Source organism: Bradyrhizobium sp. Kon69, assembly GCF_055807515.1.
The window spans coordinates 327,009-344,100 of record NZ_JBVVOS010000004.1; the positions used below are offsets into that span (position 1 = coordinate 327,009).

The 17,092-nt window shown below is 63.4% G+C and carries 17 protein-coding genes; 15 read left to right on the forward strand and 2 right to left on the reverse strand.

The genetic code is table 11. The features are described from left to right. Positions 1-119: 119 nt before the first annotated feature. Positions 120-902, forward strand: coding sequence for a Crp/Fnr family transcriptional regulator (locus AC0L3U_RS07975; protein ID WP_473361313.1), 783 nt, complete (start codon positions 120-122; stop codon positions 900-902). On the opposite strand, the gene AC0L3U_RS07980 is transcribed toward AC0L3U_RS07975, so the two are convergent. Next, complete coding sequence (locus AC0L3U_RS07980; protein ID WP_473361314.1) at positions 877-1,818, reverse strand: glycosyltransferase family protein; 942 nt, start codon at positions 1,816-1,818, stop codon at positions 877-879. The two genes, AC0L3U_RS07975 and AC0L3U_RS07980, sit on opposite strands and share 26 nt — an antisense overlap. Before the next feature lie 12 nt (positions 1,819-1,830). Then, positions 1,831-2,118 (reverse strand): hypothetical protein, encoded by a 288-nt coding sequence (locus AC0L3U_RS07985; RefSeq protein ID WP_473361315.1) that lies wholly within the window; start codon positions 2,116-2,118, stop codon positions 1,831-1,833. Positions 2,119-2,472: 354 nt separating this feature from the next. Between AC0L3U_RS07985 and AC0L3U_RS07990 the strand changes: the two genes are divergently transcribed. The 14 genes from AC0L3U_RS07990 (at position 2,473) to AC0L3U_RS08055 (ending at position 17,091) form a co-directional block, all read left to right on the forward strand. Then, complete coding sequence (locus tag AC0L3U_RS07990) at positions 2,473-3,573, forward strand: inositol-3-phosphate synthase (protein WP_473361316.1); 1,101 nt, start codon at positions 2,473-2,475, stop codon at positions 3,571-3,573. Then, positions 3,573-4,169: a histidine phosphatase family protein gene (locus AC0L3U_RS07995; protein ID WP_473361317.1), complete on the forward strand. Its 597-nt coding sequence runs from the start codon at positions 3,573-3,575 to the stop codon at positions 4,167-4,169. The genes AC0L3U_RS07990 and AC0L3U_RS07995 overlap by 1 nt, the downstream gene beginning before the upstream one ends. Then, positions 4,166-5,269: a CgeB family protein gene (locus AC0L3U_RS08000; RefSeq protein WP_473361318.1), complete on the forward strand. Its 1,104-nt coding sequence runs from the start codon at positions 4,166-4,168 to the stop codon at positions 5,267-5,269. The genes AC0L3U_RS07995 and AC0L3U_RS08000 overlap by 4 nt, the downstream gene beginning before the upstream one ends. A 2-nt stretch (positions 5,270-5,271) precedes the next feature. Continuing rightward, a complete protein-coding gene (locus AC0L3U_RS08005; RefSeq protein WP_473361319.1) occupies positions 5,272-6,081 on the forward strand; it encodes a nucleotidyltransferase family protein in 810 nt (269 codons plus the stop codon). Continuing rightward, positions 6,078-6,845, forward strand: coding sequence for a TIGR04290 family methyltransferase (locus AC0L3U_RS08010; RefSeq protein WP_085348979.1), 768 nt, complete (start codon positions 6,078-6,080; stop codon positions 6,843-6,845). The genes AC0L3U_RS08005 and AC0L3U_RS08010 overlap by 4 nt, the downstream gene beginning before the upstream one ends. Then, entirely contained in the window at positions 6,842-7,795 is a 954-nt protein-coding gene (locus tag AC0L3U_RS08015; protein WP_473361320.1) for a glycoside hydrolase 5 family protein, read from the forward strand. Before AC0L3U_RS08010 ends, AC0L3U_RS08015 begins: the two co-directional genes overlap by 4 nt. After that, positions 7,783-8,988: a phosphopentomutase gene (locus tag AC0L3U_RS08020; protein ID WP_473361321.1), complete on the forward strand. Its 1,206-nt coding sequence runs from the start codon at positions 7,783-7,785 to the stop codon at positions 8,986-8,988. The genes AC0L3U_RS08015 and AC0L3U_RS08020 overlap by 13 nt, the downstream gene beginning before the upstream one ends. Before the next feature lie 210 nt (positions 8,989-9,198). Beyond that, positions 9,199-10,311, forward strand: coding sequence for an NAD-dependent epimerase/dehydratase family protein (locus AC0L3U_RS08025; RefSeq protein WP_473361322.1), 1,113 nt, complete (start codon positions 9,199-9,201; stop codon positions 10,309-10,311). Then, the gene (locus AC0L3U_RS08030) at positions 10,311-11,375 is read left to right on the forward strand and encodes a GDP-mannose 4,6-dehydratase (RefSeq protein ID WP_473361323.1); all 1,065 of its coding nucleotides are present in this window, start codon (positions 10,311-10,313) and stop codon (positions 11,373-11,375) included. Before AC0L3U_RS08025 ends, AC0L3U_RS08030 begins: the two co-directional genes overlap by 1 nt. Then, entirely contained in the window at positions 11,372-12,658 is a 1,287-nt protein-coding gene (locus AC0L3U_RS08035; protein ID WP_473361324.1) for a TIGR04295 family B12-binding domain-containing radical SAM protein, read from the forward strand. The genes AC0L3U_RS08030 and AC0L3U_RS08035 overlap by 4 nt, the downstream gene beginning before the upstream one ends. Continuing rightward, positions 12,655-13,758: a glycosyltransferase family 4 protein gene (locus tag AC0L3U_RS08040; protein ID WP_473361325.1), complete on the forward strand. Its 1,104-nt coding sequence runs from the start codon at positions 12,655-12,657 to the stop codon at positions 13,756-13,758. Before AC0L3U_RS08035 ends, AC0L3U_RS08040 begins: the two co-directional genes overlap by 4 nt. Continuing rightward, on the forward strand, positions 13,755-14,885 hold the full coding sequence (locus AC0L3U_RS08045) for a CgeB family protein (RefSeq protein WP_473293747.1): 1,131 nt from the start codon (positions 13,755-13,757) through the stop codon (positions 14,883-14,885). The genes AC0L3U_RS08040 and AC0L3U_RS08045 overlap by 4 nt, the downstream gene beginning before the upstream one ends. Next, complete coding sequence (locus AC0L3U_RS08050; protein ID WP_473361326.1) at positions 14,882-15,970, forward strand: CgeB family protein; 1,089 nt, start codon at positions 14,882-14,884, stop codon at positions 15,968-15,970. The genes AC0L3U_RS08045 and AC0L3U_RS08050 overlap by 4 nt, the downstream gene beginning before the upstream one ends. Beyond that, on the forward strand, positions 15,967-17,091 hold the full coding sequence (locus AC0L3U_RS08055; RefSeq protein ID WP_473361327.1) for a CgeB family protein: 1,125 nt from the start codon (positions 15,967-15,969) through the stop codon (positions 17,089-17,091). Before AC0L3U_RS08050 ends, AC0L3U_RS08055 begins: the two co-directional genes overlap by 4 nt. Position 17,092: the final 1 nt, after the last annotated feature.

Sequence of the window (17,092 nt, forward strand, 5' to 3'; positions counted from 1 at the left end):
TCTGGGCGCATGCTGGGCAGACAAACATGACCTGCATGGAGTGAAACTATCAAAGTTTAATGCGCTCTATCGTTCTCATCGATCAGATTGGAGACGGGTTCTGAGTTGTTAGGCGACCAATGCAGGCAGGATTTGCGTTCTCCAAGCTCGCCGACCGGTTGGCGAGCCTCACTCCCGTAACGGCCGACGATCTCCACCTGCTCGCGGACATGGCAAGCACAATCGCGCATCTCGGTTCGCGTCAGGCCGTTTTGCGGCATGGCGATGATGCCACTCAGTGCTGTCTGCTCCTTCAGGGATACCTGTCGTGGCAGGATGCAGAGAGTGCAGACGGGCAGATCACGTCAATCCATGTTCCCGGAGACATCGCCGATCTACACACGCTTTATCGTCCTCGCGTTGACGGCAACCTGATCGCACTTGGCCCCGCCATCGTCGCTCTCGTGCCACACCGTTTCTTCCACGATTTGTCGGCGCGTTCGCCCGCTATGGCTCGCGCATTGCTGCTGATGCTGCTCACCAGCCACGCCATTCAGCGCAACTGGACAGTGAACCTGGGTAGCCGTGATGCATTGACACGCGTGGCGCATCTGCTGTGCGAGATCACTACCCGCCTGCAAAGCGTCGGCTTGGCGAGAGATCTCAGGCTGCCGTCACCCTTTACCCAATCGGACCTTGCGGCAGCATGCAGCATCTCCCCAGTCCACGCCAACCGCACGATTCAGGAACTGCGACGATGCAACCTCCTGCAATGGCAGGGTAAGACGGTAATGATCACGGACTGGCCGGGCCTCGTACGGCTCGCAAGATTCGATCCGACTTACCTGGGCATTCCGTCCAGCCGCGACGATGCGTCGTCCTCGCGTCTCAGGCCACTTACGGCCGACCTTGCGCTGGCTTGAGCCCGTTTCGGACGACACCTTGGCGGATTGCGGAGCGTGCAATCAGGGCCTCCCGCACCTCTCCAAGGACGCTATCCCAATTGCCTGATGTCCTCTGATGAAACAGCCGCAGGCTCGGATACCAAAGGGAATGGGACTCGGATGACGGCCAGCGCCAGTCGCAATCCGCATGCAACAAGACCCACGCGTCACAGCCGAGTGCTCCCGCGAGATGAGCCACCATGGTGTCGACGCAAATGAGCAGATCGAGCCGCTGGAGGAGATGACCGAGAACCGTAGTGTCGGGCGTACTGACGTCCTTCGCGCCGATCTCGGCCAGTTCGCGCGTCCGGGCCCCGCGTTGCAGTGAGCAGAGCGTCACGCCGGGAACGGCAAGTTGCCTTAGTAGGGACGGCGGGATGGTCCTTCGCTTGTCCCAGTTGCCGACTTCCCAAACCAGGCCGATGGCAAGACTTTGTGGCAGTGGTAGCTCGACCATCGGCGGCAGCGAAACGTAAGGTGCGCGCATTTCGACGTGCTCCCGCCTCGCCCTTATGGCATGCGGCACCTCCATAATCTCGATATCGACCTCGAAGTCGACGTCAGGTGCACCGTCGTGGAGCGCAAAGGCCCGATCGACGCCGGCCGCTCGCTCAACCAGCGGCCGAAGCTCGCTCTGGCACCAGACCGTGACGCGGCGCGCGACGCCACGAAGCGGCCGCATGAAGCGCAGGAACTGGATGGTGTCGCCGAGCCCGTGGTAACAGCGGACCAGTACATCCTTGCCCCTCAGCTCCTCGCCGCGCCAGATGCGCTGGAGGTGACGAGGCCCGGTATGCTTGGGTGGATACGCAAGCATTGCCAGATCGCGGTCGCTGATCGCCCAGGCGCGTTCGAACTCGCCTGCCCGCATCGCCTCCGTCCAGCTGCCCGACACGTGGTGATCCAACTAGCGCCGCACGAATTTGTGAAAGCGGCTCGGCTTTCCGTCCTTGGTGCGGTCCTGGTGAAGGAACGCAATGCCGGCCTCGTCGAACTTGGCGAAGAATTCGTCCCAGCTGATCCGGTCGAGCCCTTCGTCGGGCGGATCGAAATCGATGCGCAGGATGCCGGCGTGTCCGTCCTCCTCGGTAGCCTTGACCGTCGCGGGCTTTCCGCCGCGCTCCTCCGCCCATTTCCGGATCACGTCATGGCTGGTGGTCTGCTGGGCTTCGCTGGTTTGTGATTTGGATGACATGTGACACCTCGATTTCTGACAAAGAGCAAGCGACGGTTAGGTCGTCGCGTCAGACTGTTTCGCCGTGAACGCCGGACGCGAGGATTTGTTCTTTTGCAGGCTGGACTCTCTCAAAGCATCATCTTCTTCATCTTCATCATGGAAGCGTTTCGTTCCCGCCAACCTGCCCGGGATTCTATCCCAGGTTAAGCGCGCGCAATTTTTTCGGCCGAAATCCGACGTGAGGTGGACATAGTGTCGTGACTTCAGGAACGAACATACGTTCCTCACGTTCGCCGACGTACTTACGTCAACACTGCAAGTCTTCAACACTGCATGCCTCAACGCTGCACGTCTTCCGGAGGGCCTCGATCCATGCATTCTCGTCTTCAGGACAGGCGGCGTGTGCGCGTCGGCATCGTCGGTGTCGGCAATTGTGCGAGCTCCTTCGTTCAGGGGCTGTCCTATTACCGGGACGCCAAATCGAATGAGCCGGTGCCTGGGCTGATGAACGCCGATCTCGGCGGCTACCACATCAGCGACATTCAGGTCGCGTCGGCCTTCGACGTCCATGCTGGCAAGGTCGGACGCGACGTGGCCGAGGCGATCTTCGCAGCGCCGAACAATACGCACCGCTTCTCCGACGTCGCACCCACCGGCGTCATGGTCCAACGCGGCCCGGTCATAGACGGCGTCGGCCACTATCTCAAGGACGACGTCCCGATCGCGGATGTCCCGGAAGCCGACGTCTCCGAAGTGCTCGCGACATCGCGCACGGACGTGCTTGTGTCCTACCTTCCCGTGGGCTCGCAGCGCGCGAGCGAATTTTACGCCGCGCGCGCGATCGAGGCCGGCTGCGGCTACGTCAATTGCATCCCGGTCTTCATTGCCTCAAATCCCGACTGGCGGCGGCGTTTCGAGGATGCAGGCCTGCCGATCGTCGGCGACGACATCAAAAGCCAGGTCGGCGCCACCATTCTGCACCGTGTGCTCGCCAATCTCTTCCGCGAACGCGGCGTGCGGCTGGACAGAACCTACCAGCTCAATGTCGGCGGCAACACCGATTTCAAGAACATGCTCGAGCGCGAGCGGCTGACATCAAAGAAGATCTCCAAAACCCAGGCCGTGACCAGCCAGTTCGACGTGCCCATGGATGCCGACAATATCCATGTCGGCCCGAGCGACCATGTGCCGTGGCTGACCGACCGCAAGCTGGCCTTTATCCGCCTGGAGGGCACGACGTTCGGCGGTGTTCCCTTGAGCGCGGAAGTCAAGCTCGAGGTCTGGGACTCCCCGAACTCGGCGGGCGTCGTGATCGATGCGGTCCGCTGCGCCAAGCTTGCCATGGACCGCGGGCAGGCCGGCGCGCTGACGGGCCCCTCGAGCTATTTCATGAAGTCGCCGCCTCAGCAGTTCACCGACGAGGAAGCCGGACGGCGAACGCGCGCCTTCATCGACGACAAGGCGTACACCTGATGGCGAAGATCATTCATCTGATCCGCCATGGGCATCATGCCCTGCTCGGCCGCACGCTCTGTGGCCGGATGAAGGGCGTAGAGCTCGATGATCTCGGCTGCGAGGAAGTTGCGCGATGCGCCGATACCTTCACGCCGCCGAGCATGGTTCAGTCGAGCCCGCAGCGGCGCTGCATGCAGTCGGCCTGCATCCTCGCGGCGCGCTTCGGCTTGCCGGTCGAGATCGTGCCGGCACTCGACGAGCTCGACTACGGCGAATGGACCGGATTGTCGTTCGAGGCGCTCGCCCGAGACCCTCGATGGTCGCGCTGGAACGAACAACGCGGAACGAACCGTCCGCCGGGCGGCGAAAGCATGCGGTCGCTCCAGAAGCGCGTCGTCGCCCATCTGGAGCAGCTGCGCAATGATCATGGTAGCGGCACCGTCGTCGTCGCCGTCAGCCATGCAGAACCGATCCGCGCGGCCCTGCTGCATTATTCCCGGAAAGAGCTCGACGACTTCCTCTCGATCGAGATCGACCCCGGCAGCGTCAGCACCCTCAGCGCGGACAATCGCGGACTCAAGATCACTGGGATCAATCAGCGGGTGCCAGCGTGAAGATCGTCATTTTTGGCCTGACAATTTCCTCGTCCTGGGGCAACGGTCACGCCACCTTGTGGCGGGGGCTTTGCAAGCATCTCGCGCGAGCCGGACACAGCGTCGTCTTTTTCGAGCGCGACGTGCCCTATTACGCCGGCGCGCGGGATTTGCACGAACTGCCCGGTGGGCAATTGCGACTGTTTTCGAGCTGGGACGATGTGCTTCCTTTGGCGCGCAGCGACATTCGTGATGCGGATGTCGCGATCGTGACCTCCTATTGTCCCGATGCGATCGCCGCGACGGAGCTCGTCCTGTCCGAGGATCGTGCGGTGCCCGTGTTCTACGATCTCGATACACCGGTCACGCTGGCGAAGCTCATGGCTGGCGAGGCCGTTCCCTATATCGGGCCGCGCGGCCTGCGGGATTTCGCACTGGTGCTGAGCTTCACCGGCGGTTCCCGCATCTGCAACGAATTTCGCGACAGGCTCGGCGCTTGCAATGTCCGCCCGCTCTACGGCCATGTCGATACGGACATCCATCGGCCAGTGCCGTCGCAGCCGCATTACCGTGCGGATCTGTCCTATCTCGGCACATATTCGCAGGATCGCCAGCGCGCGCTCGAGGCTCTGTTCGTCGAACCCGCACGCAGCAGGCAGGATCGGCGCTTCCTGATCGGGGGTGCACAGTACCCGGAAGATTTTCCCTGGTCGCCAAACATCTACTTCGTGCAGCACCTGCCGCCGTCTGAGCACGCGTCGTTCTTTGCGTCGTCCCGGCTGACACTTAACGTCACGCGCCGGGCCATGGCGGAGATGGGCTGGTGCCCCTCCGGCCGCCTGTTCGAAGCCGCTGCCTGCAAGGCCCCGCTGCTCAGCGACGACTGGCCGGGACTCGATGAATTCTTTGTACCCGGGCAGGAGATCCTGATCGCACGCGATGCGAAGGACACGCTTGCCGCGTTGACGATGGCCGACGCCGAGCTTCAGCACATCGCCGGGCGCGCATATGAACGGACCATGGATCAGCACACATCCGACAAGCGCGCAGCCGAACTGATTTCGCTGCTCGAGCAGACGGCATCCCTCGGCGCACGCCGACAGCAACCCGAGGAGGCCTGATCATGTGGGGCATCGTTCCGGCCGCGGGCCGCGGCAGCCGCATCCAGCCGCTCGCCTTCTCCAAGGAGTTGCTTCCGGTCGGAAGCCAACGGGACGACGGCATCGATCGTCCGTGCGCCGTCTCCGAATATCTGCTGGAGCGGCTGATCCTTGGGGGGGCCGACAAGATCTGCTTCGTGATCTCCCCCGGCAAATCGGACATCCTCGAATATTTCGGTGATCATTATGGCAGCGCCCAGCTCGCCTATGTCGTGCAGCCCGATGCGTCGGGGCTGTGCGATGCCGTGTTCAGGGCGGGCACGGTCGTTGGCCACGACGAAGACATCCTGGTCGGACTTCCGGATACCGTGTGGTTCCCAAAGGCGGCCCTGCAGGCGTTGCCGGCCGCTGACCTGTCGTTTCTGCTGTTTCCGGTCGAACACCCTGAGTTCTTCGATGCCGTCGTGCTCGACGGCGATCGCGTCACGGAGATCCAGGTCAAGCAGCCGGATGCGGCGTCGAAATGGATATGGGGCGCCTTCAAGATGTCCGGCAACGGGTTTCGCGAGCTCCAGTCGCTGTGGACGAAGCGCGAGCGCCGGGATGAATATTTCGGGACGCTCGTCAATGCCTACATCGCGGCCGGCGGCCAGGGTCTCGGCGTCAAGGCTGGCGAATCCTATGTCGACGTCGGCACCATCGACGGCTATCGGACGGCAATGGCGTTGCTCGCGGAAAGCTCCGCCGGGAACGGACGCTCTCGACTGCTGGCCGGCGGTTCGCCGGAGGCAGCCCGCCCGGCCCAGGCAATGAACAATGGAGTGACCGCATGAGCAGAGGTGCCCTCTCCCGCGAGGAAATCCGCCAGCGCGTCGATGCGCTCGGACCATGGTTTCACAATCTGGACCTGAACGGCGTGCCGACCGCGCCTTCACACTTTCTCGGCGACTATCCCAACGTGAAATGGCGCCGCTTTTCCGGGATCATCCCGGACCGCCTCGAAGGCAAGACCGTGCTCGATATCGGCTGCAATGCCGGTTTCTACGCCATGGAGATGAAGCGACGCGGCGCCGAGCGCGTCCTCGGCCTGGACACTGACGACGAATATCTCGCGCAAGCGCGCTTCGCGGCTGAGGTGAACGGGCTCAGGATCGAATTCCGCAAGATGTCAGCCTATGATGTCGGACAGCTGCGCGAAAAATTCGATCTCGTGATCTTCATGGGCGTGCTCTATCATCTGCGGCACCCTCTGCTGGCACTCGACCTGATCCACGAGCACGTGGCTGGCGATCTCCTGCTGTTCCAATCGATGCAGCGCGGCGACAGCCGCGTGGATTCCCTCGACAAAAACTACGACTTCTGGACCACCGATCAGTTCGATTCCCCGGGCTATCCAAAGCTGCACTTCATCGAGAACAAATATGCCGACGACCCCACCAATTGGTGGGTGCCGAACCGCGCCTGCGCCGAAGCCATGCTGCGCAGCGCCGGCTTTGCGATCGCGGCGCATCCGGAAGAGGAAGTCTATCTCTGCAAGCGGGTGACAAGGCCGCAGGCGGAAGGTCCGGTCTATCCGTCGCGGGAGACCGGCCGATGATCGAAGCCGCCAAGATCTGGAACGAGCCCAACAACAAGTCGCACTGGGACATCCTGATCGATCCGGATTGGACCATGTTCGCGAGCCTGGCGCTCGCTGCCGGAAAGGCGATCCGCAGCGCGCATCCCACACTCCCGCGTGTGCTTGGCGGCATGTCGCCAATCGATCCGTCCTTCCTGCGCAACATGCAGGCGCGCGGCGTGCTCGATCATGTCGATGCCGTGGCCGTGCACGGCTTTCCGCTGGACTGGAACCTGTGGCAGATCGCGGAATGGCCGGCCAAGATCGACGAGATCAAGGCGGTCACCTCGCTGCCGGTCTGGGTGAGCGAGGTGGGAGTCTCGTCCTTCGGTGCCGAGGAGGTGCAGGCCTGGGGACTGACCCGAACGGCGGAGTTGTTGATCGGCCGGGCGCCGCGAATTCACTGGTACAGCCTCTACGATCTTCCTTCGAGCTGGGAGGCAACCACGCGGCACAAGGAAGCTGAAGGCTCGTCGTACTATCGGCACTTCCACATGGGGCTGCTGCGCGAGGACGGCACGCCAAAAGCTGCCGCGGGCCTGTTCAGCCAATATGCACCTGCGATGGGCCTGTGCCAGTGGTTTCACTTCGAGGACCACCGCCTCGATGACGCCGTGCGCTGGATGCGCCGGCTCGGCGTGCAACATCTCAGGACCGGCCTGTCCTGGGCCGACAGCTTCCGTCCCAACGCGCTCGCCTGGTTCGATCGGCAGATGGACGCGCTGGCCGAGTTTCAGGTCAGCGTGACCTTCTGCTTCACTCCGGAACATCGGGGTATCGAGCCTCATCACACCAGCCCGCCCCTCGACGTCAACGAGTTCGCGGATTTCTGCGCACAGATGGTCGAACGCTATTGCGCGAAAACCGGACTCGCGCCGTCCGCAGCGTCTTCCCGCCCAGCCATCTCGGAGCCGACATGCGTGCCCTGATCCTGGTGATGGACTCCGTCGGGATCGGCGCCGCCCCCGATGCCATCAATTACGGCGACGAGGGTGCCGATACCGTCGGCCACATTGCTGACATGTGCATGGCCGGCACTGCCGACGGACCCAGCCGGGAGGGACCGCTTCGGCTTCCCAATCTGGTTGCGCTCGGACTTGGCGAGGCTTGCCGTCTCGCCACCGGACGCGTGCCGCCGGGGCTCGATGGCCGTCCTGAGCACGCGCGATTTGGCTGCGCGAGCGAGATCTCCAAAGGCAAGGACACGCCATCCGGCCATTGGGAGATCGCCGGCGTGCCGGTGCCGTTCGACTGGGGCTATTTTCCAAGAGCCAAGCCGTGCTTCCCGCGCGATCTGATGGAGAGCCTGTGCGAACAGACTGGATTGCCAGGCATCCTCGGGAACTGTCACGCCTCCGGCACCGAGATCATCGCCGAATTCGGCGAGCGTCACATCAGAACGGGCGAACCGATCTGCTATACGTCGGCCGACAGCGTGTTCCAGATCGCAGCGCACGAGGAGACGTTCGGACTCGAACGCCTCTATGAGGTCTGCCGCGTTGCCCGCCGACTGGTCGATCCTCTCAACATCGGGCGCGTCATCGCACGTCCCTTCATCGGCACGTCGGCAGTCGACTTCAAGCGAACATCGCACAGGAAGGACTTTTCCGTCCCGCCGCCGGAGCGGACGATCCTCGATCTTGCCGACAGCGCAGGCCGTGACATCGTCACGATCGGCAAGATCGACGACATCTTCGCCCATCGCGCGACCGGGAGGAACCTGCGCGGCGACGGCAACCAGGCGCTGTTCGATGCCACGCTCGATGGGCTGGCCTCTCTCGCAGAGGGCGGGATGTTGTTTGCCAACTTCATCGATTTCGACACGCTGTACGGCCATCGGCGAGATGTCGCGGGCTATGCAGCGGCACTCGAAATCTTCGATGCACGCGTTCCGGATCTGCTGAACCGCCTGTGCGACGATGATTTCCTGATCATCACGGCCGACCATGGTTGCGACCCGACCTGGAGCGGTACCGATCATACGCGGGAACAAGTGCCGATTTTGGCGTGGAGCGCGCGGTCAACTTCTCCGATCGGCAAGCGCGCCGGATTTGCGGACATCGGCGCGACGGTTGCGAGCCATCTCGAACTGCAGGCGCCGGTTCACGGCGTGCGTTTTTAGCCCCGCTGCACCCGGCAGATTCACCTGGGTTATTGATCCAGGTTAGAGAAATATTCGTTTGTAGGTTTCGCAGGAACGAACATTCCTTGCATCGCTTCTAATTCCAAATGTGACTGGCGCGCCGGTCGCCCGACCAGAATAGCAGCGCGCTTTCATTCTCATCACGGATTGATCCCGCAGGATCGATCTCACGGCGGCACGGAGCGGTGAATGACGCGAGTATTGATCACTGGAGGTGCGGGATTCATCGGGTCGCATACAGCCGACGCGCTGCTGGCGGCCGGCTATGAAGTCCGCCTGCTCGACAATCTCTCGCCGCAAGTCCACGGAGGCAACCGCCAGCGCCCCGCTTACCTTGCCAAAGACGCGGAGCTCATCGTCGGTGACGTCACCGACGCCCTCGCGGTCGATCATGCGTTGCGCGGCACCGACATGGTGCTGCATCTCGCATCAGCAGTCGGCGTCGGCCAGAGCATGTACGACATCGAACCTTATGTCAGGACCAACGAGCTCGGCACCGCCGTGCTGTTGCAGACACTGTCCAAGCGCCCGGTCGCGCGGCTCGTGGTGGCCTCGTCCATGAGCATTTACGGCGAAGGCCTTTACCGGAGCGCCGATCAGAGCGTGGTCGCCTGCGAGGAGCGGGCGGTCGAGCAGCTTCGCCGCGGCGATTGGGAGCTGCGCGATGCCGCCGGCAACCCGCTCGATCCTGTCCCCACGCCGGAGACAAAGCAGCCTTCGCTGAGCTCGATCTATGCGCTCAACAAATATGCGCAGGAGCGCATGTGCCTGATCACGGGAAAGGCCTATGGTATCCCGACGGTGGCGCTACGCTTCTTCAATGCGTTCGGACCCCGTCAGGCCCTGTCCAATCCGTATACCGGCGTGCTGGCCATCTTTGCCGCCCGGCTGCTCAACGGCCGCCCTCCCCTCGTCTTCGAGGACGGCCGGCAACGCCGCGATTTCGTCCATGTCCATGACGTCGCCCGCGCCTGCCGGATGGCGCTGGAGGCGGAGCACGCGCAGGACGTCTTCAACGTCGGCTCCGGCCAGAGTCGCACCATTCTGTCGGTCGCGGAGGATCTGGCCGAAGTCATGGGGCGCCGCGACATTGCGCCCGAGCTGACGCGGAAGTATCGCGCCGGGGATATCCGGCACTGCTTCGCCGACATGGGAAAATCCCGCGACGTGCTCGGCTTCGAGCCTCGCGTCGCATTCAGGGATGGGCTCGAAGAGCTGGCGGAATATCTCGCCGACCAGATCGCTGACGATCAGGCGGAGCGGGCCACCAAGGAGCTGCAGCAACGAGGATTGGTCGCGTGATGAGTGAACGAGACAACAGACCCGTCCTGATCACCGGCGGCTGCGGGTTTATCGGCTGCAACCTCGCCGACCGCCTCGCGGAGCGCGGCGAGCCGGTGCTGATCCTGGATAACCTCGCCCGCGCCGGCGTGCGGGAGAATGCGCAGTGGCTGAAGTCACGGCATGGCGACAGCGTCACAATCATTGTGGCCGACATTCGCGAGCCGATCCCGGTGATCGACGCCGTACGCGAAGCCCGCGCCGTGCTGCATTTGGCCGCCCAGGTCGCCGTCACCGACAGCGTGAGCGATCCCGCCGCTGATTTCGAGATCAACGCGCGTGGCACATTGAACGTGCTCGAAGCCGTTCGCCTCCACAACAACACCGCGCCGATCGTGTTCGCCTCGACCAACAAGGTCTACGGACGCCTGATCGACGATGGCGACATCGCGCTCACCGGCCGCCGCTATACGCCGACAAGCGGCCTGCTCGCCGCCGGCATCTCGGAAAATGCGCCGCTCGACTTCTACAGCCCCTATGGATGCTCCAAGGGAACGGCGGATCAATACGTTCACGACTATGCGCGGGTCTACGGCCTGCAGACCGTGGTGATGCGCATGAGCTGCATCTATGGGCCCCGTCAATTCGGCACCGAGGATCAGGGCTGGATCGCGCATTTCCTGCTCAGCGCCATCCGCAGCAAAGAGCTGACGATCTATGGCGACGGCCATCAGGTCCGCGATGCGCTTCACGTCTCCGACGCGGCCTCGGCCTGGCTCGCCGTGCTGGATGGCATCGCGCTCGCCCGTGGACGCGTATTCAATCTCGGCGGCGGTCCGGCCAACGCGATCAGTCTGCTGGAATTGATCGACCGCATCACCGATCTGACCGGCCGCAAGGTGGCCTATCGCTTTGCCGATTGGAGGCCGGGGGATCAGCCCTGGTACGTGACCGACACGCGCGCCCTCTCCAGCGCGCTCGGCTGGGCGCCTCAGATTTCGTTCGCAGACGGCCTCCGATCCCTTCACACCTGGCTGGACAGCCGGTTCGGATCGTCACAAGGCAACCGCGAGGCGTTGGCATGACGCGTGTTGCCCTCATCAATCCAAACTGGGATTTTGGCGGCAGCATCTATTTCGGCTGCCGATCCCCTCACCTTCCGCTCGAACTCGGGATCTCCGAGCATTATTTGAAGGCGGCCGGGCACAAGACACTGCTGCTCGACGCCCACATGTTCGATCTTTCCCTCGCCGATATCGAAGCCGAGCTGCGCGCGTTCGGCCCCGACCAGATCGTCATCACGACGGCACCGACCTATCTGTTCTGGCGCTGTGCCCCTCCCGAGCTCCGCGTTCCGCAGGAGCTTGCGAGGGCAGTGCGCGACTTGGCTCCGTTCCTCGTCGCGGTGGGCCCCCATGGCTCGACCGTGCCAAAAGCGGCGCTTCGAAAGCTCGGCACCGACATCGTCGTGATGGGCGAGTGCGAGGCTTCCTTGTTGCGTCTTGCTAATGGTGAGCGGGACTTTCCGGGCCTGTGCTTCGTCGATGGCGCATCGCTTCGTGTCAATGGCGGCCCGCAGGCGGTCGCATTCAAGGATCAGCCGCCGCTTGACTGGCCGGAGGAGATGATCCGGCGGCACCACCATCACCACCACCGTTTCGAAGCCGAGCCGCAGGCGCCGGGCGCCGAGGTCGAGGCGTCCAGGGGGTGTCCGTACAACTGCACGTTCTGCGCCAAGGAGAACTTCCGCAACGCCTACCGCAAGCGACCTGCCTCCATCGTTCTCGAAGAGATCGACGGCCTGCGTCATCGGGGCATCGAATATGTCTATTTCATCGACGAGATTTTCCTGCCGAACTCGGAACTGCTGGAAGGGCTGACCACACGCGGGCTGAAGTTCGGGGTGCAGACCCGCATCGACCTCTGGAAGCCGGACATGCTCGCGCTGCTCGGCCGCGCCGGCTGCGTCTCGATTGAAGCCGGCATCGAGAGCCTGACCGTCGAGGGCCGCGCCGCGCTCGCCAAGAACTGCAAGATGACGACCGACCAGCTTGCCGAACGGCTGGTCGAAGCGCGCCGTCACGTTCCTTTCGTGCAGGCCAATTTGATCGAAGTTCCCGAGGACGATGACCCCATCGTGCAGCGCTGGCGCCACACCATGCAGGATGCCGGCATCTGGGCCAACGATCCGGTCCCGCTGTATCCCTATCCGGGCTCGCCGGATTATCGAAAGCTGTGGGGCGAGCCCGACGATTTCGCCTGGGAGCGCGCACACCGGCACTATCTCGCGATGTTCGACCAGTTCAGCGACGTGCAGAACGATCGCCCGGTGCCGCTCGAGACTCTCGAACTGCAGGTGGCGTCATGAGCCGCAGCACGCAGTTCACGATCCTGATGACGACCGATACCGTCGGGGGAGTCTGGACCTACTCGTCATCTCTGGCTTCGTCCCTTGCTGCGAAGGGCGCCAACGTCACCCTGGTGACGATGGGCCCCCGCGCGCAGTCTGGCCAGCTTGAGATGCTGCGTGGCTCGCGGGTCCACCTGATCGAAACGGACCTTGCACTCGAATGGCAGGATCCGGAAGGACAAGATCTGTCCCAGGCCAGGCGCGTCCTTGCGAAGCTCGAAGCCAGAATCGGGCCTGACGTCGTTCACCTCAATAGTTTTCGCGAGGCGACCTTCGCCTGGCGCGCTCCGGTGGTGGTCGTCGCGCATTCCTGCGTCAACTCCTGGGGGCTCGCTTGCCACGATACGAACTGGCTCGGTGAACCGAAATGGCGCGGCTATACCGAACGGGTGATCGCCGCACTCGACACCGCAGAGGCCTGGGTTTGTCCCAGCCAGTCCTTCCACGATGACATTGCGGAAATCTATCGGCCTCGCTCGCGCGGCATCGTGATCTGGAATGGAATTGGCCCTCAGGGCCTCGCGGGGCGGAAGCAAGACGTGATCTTTGCGGCGGGCCGGCTCTGGGACCGCGCCAAGAACATCGAGGTCCTGGCGGCGGCGGCGCCTGGGCTGGACTGGCCCGTTCGGGTCGCCGGGCCGGCGGACGAGTGCCCTTCGGCTTCCGTCACCTGGCTCGGGCAGTTGTCTCACGACGCCATGCGCGCGCACTTGCAGCACGCTGCCATCTTCGCCAGCCCCGCGCTCTATGAGCCGTTCGGCCTCTCCGTTCTGGAAGCCGCGGCGGCGGGATGCGCCCTCGTCCTGTCCGACATTCCAACTTTCAGGGAATTGTGGAGCGGGGCCGCGTTGTTCGTCGATCCGACCGACAGCAAGGCGCTGCATCGAGCGCTCGCAGGTCTGTGCACCGACGATCGCGAGCGGGTGCGGCTGCAACGTGCCGCCTTTGAGCATTCCCTGACCTACTCGCTGGGCCGAACCACGAGCGCCTATCTCAGCCTCTACGAGGAGCTGCTTGCGGTCCATCACGCGCCCGCCCCCATGGAGGTACGCGCATGAAATGCGTTCTGTTCTACCACGCGTTCACCTCCTGCTGGAACAACGGCAATGCCCATTTCCTGCGTGGCTACGCCCGCGAACTTCACGCGCTCGGTCACGAGGTTGTCGTGTTCGAGCCAATCGACGGCTGGAGCCGATTGAATGCGATCAAAGAGGGCGGCAGTCAGACGATGGAGGATATTCCAGCGCTGTTTCCCGGAATCGGCATCCGCCGTTACGACGCCTCCCTTGATCTCGATGAGGCGCTGCACGGCGCCGATCTCGTCGTCGTCCACGAATGGAATTCGCCTGATCTGATCGCGGACATCGGATCGAGACGGGCTCACGGCGCTCCGTTCACGCTGCTGTTCCACGATACCCATCATCGCGCCGTCAGCGCACCGGACGAACTTGCGCAGTTCGACCTCGACGGATTCGACGGTGTGCTCGCCTTCGGCGAGGTGCTTCGCCAAATCTATCTGAAGCTCGGCTGGGCCGACCGGGCCTTCACCTGGCACGAGGCGGCCGACATCGCCCTGTATCATCCGCTGTCGCATATCGAGCGCACCGACGATGTTGTCTGGATCGGCAATTGGGGCGACGGCGAACGCAGTGCCGAGCTCAACGAATTTCTGGTCGAACCCGTGGCCGAGCTGAAGCTGCGCGCGGGGGTCTATGGCGTCCGCTATTCGGACGCGGCGCTTGCGACCATTCAGGCGGCAGGCATTCGATATGGCGGCTGGCTGCCCGCACACTGGGCTCCCATTGCTTTCGCCGGCGCACGCGCGACTGTTCACGTTCCCCGCGGCCCCTATGTCCGCTTGCTCCCGGGCATTCCGACCATTCGCGTCTTCGAAGCGATGGCGTGCGGCATTCCGCTGGTCTCGGCCCCCTGGTCAGATGCGGAAGGCCTGTTCCCGGAAGGTGCCTATCTCAGCGCTTCCGACGGCACCGAAATGAAGCGGGCGCTTCGTGCGCTGCTCGATGACCGAGAGTTATGGTCCGCCACGGTGGAGACCGGGCTCCGCACGATCAAGGAGCGTCACACCTGCCGTCATCGGGCGGAGCAGCTTGTCGGCATCGCGCAGGAGCTCCGGGCCACAGGCCACTCCACACAGCCCCTGCGATACATCGGAGCCTCCGCATGAAGATCTGCTTCTTCGGATCCAGCCTCGTCTCATCCTACTGGAACGGTGCCGCCACCTATTACCGCGGCATGCTGAAGGAGATTGCGGCCCTCGGCCACGACGTCACATTCTTCGAGCCCGATGCCTTCGAGCGCCAGGCCCATCGCGACATCGACGATCCGGACTGGGCGAAGGTGGTGGTCTACGCCGCGACGCCTGACGGCTGGCGAAGCTCGCTTGAGGAAGCGGCCCGCTCGGCCGACATGCTGGTCAAGGCCAGCGGCGTCGGCGTCTTCGATCAGGAGCTGGAGAACGCGGTCGCTGAAATTCCATCGAATGCAATGCGCATCTACTGGGACGTCGACGCCCCCGCGACGCTGGAGTCGGTGGCGGACAAGCCAGACCATCATCTGCGCCATGCGATCCGGTTCTACGACATGGTTTTGACCTATGGTGGCGGCGATGCCGTCGTATCCGCCTATCGCGGCATCGGCGCGCGGCACTGCGTGCCGATCTATAATGCGCTCGATCCCGCCACGCACTTTCCGGCCCCGCCCAATGCGCGCTTCACGTGCGATCTGAGCTTACTGGCAAACCGCCTCCCTGATCGCGAGCAGCGCGTCGAGCGGTTCTTTCTCGACGTCGCACGCCAATTGCCTGACAAGACGTTCGTGCTCGGTGGATCGGGGTGGGACTCCAAAGACACGCCAGCCAATCTGCATAAGGTCGGGCATGTCGGAACAGGCGACCACAACGCGTTCTTCGGCTCCGGTCTGGCCACGCTGAACGTCAATCGCGACAGCATGGCACGCTACGGCTTCTCGCCGCCAACACGCGTGTTCGAAGCTATTGGTGCCGGCGCCTGCCTGATCACCGACCAGTGGGACGGCATCGATCATTTTCTCGAGCCAGATCGCGAGGTGCTGGTGGCCGCGAGCGGGGCGGAGGTCGCAGAGCATCTTTCCGCACTGCGCCCCGACCGGGCTCAGGCGATCGCAGCGCGCGCTCGTGCGCGCATTCTGAGCCATCACACTTACCGGCAGCGCGCGCGCCAGTTCAACGATCTCTTTGCCGCAAGCAGTTCGCGAATCGAGGCAGCAGAATGAACCTCACCATCGTCGTCGTCGGTCTTTCGGTTACTTCGTCCTGGGGCAACGGTCATGCCACGACCTACCGCGCCCTGATCGAAGCCCTTGCACGACGAGGTCACCAGGTCACGTTTCTGGAACGCGACGTCCCGTGGTATCGCGAGCATCGTGATCTTGCCAAACCTTCCGCTTGGACCGTCGAGCTTTATCAATCCTTGAAGGACATCCCGCAGCGCTTCGGCAAGATGATCCGGGACGCCGATCTGGTGGTCATCGGCTCCTACGTGCCCGACGGCATCGCGATCTCTGAATGGATCACGACCCATACCCGGGGGATTACCGCCTTCTACGACATCGACACGCCGGTCACGCTCGCCAAGCTCGACCAGGGCCTGGACTACCTGTCCGCGGCGATGATCCCGCGCTTCGACCTCTATTTGTCCTTTGCCGGCGGCCCGGTGCCCGGCATGATCGAGGAGAACTATGGCAGTCCGCTGGCTCGGGTGCTGTATTGCAGTGCCGACACCGACATCTACGCACCACAACGCGCGGAGAAGAAGTGGGCACTGGGCTATCTCGGAACCTACAGCGAGGACCGGCAGCCGGTTCTGGAGCAGTTGCTGCTCGCCCCCGCTCGCACTCTGTCACGCGAGCAATTCGTCGTCGCCGGCGCGCAATATCCCGATGAGGTGGTCTGGCCCGCCAATGTCGCCCGGATCGAGCATCTTGCACCCAAACATCATCCGGGCTTTTACGCAGGGCAACGCTTTACGCTGAACGCCACCCGCGCCGACATGCGCGCGCTCGGCTTCTCGCCAAGCGTTCGGCTGTTCGAAGCGGCCGCGTGCGGCACGCCCGTGATCTCGGACCGGTGGCCTGGAATCGAGACCGTCTTCGAGCCTTCCCGGGAAATCCTGCTCGCATCGAGCCCCCGCGACGTCGTGGAGATCCTGCGCGACCTGCCCGAGGAGCAAAGGCGCACGATCGCGGAAAACGCACGGCGCCGCGTTCTGGCCGACCACACCTCCGACCATCGGGCCCGGCAAGTGGAGACCTACTACGCCGAGGCATCGGTCCGTCGTCGCCGGAAACCCCCGCAACTTCCCGCCTCGCGTCCCATGCAGGTCGCTCAAATCTGAA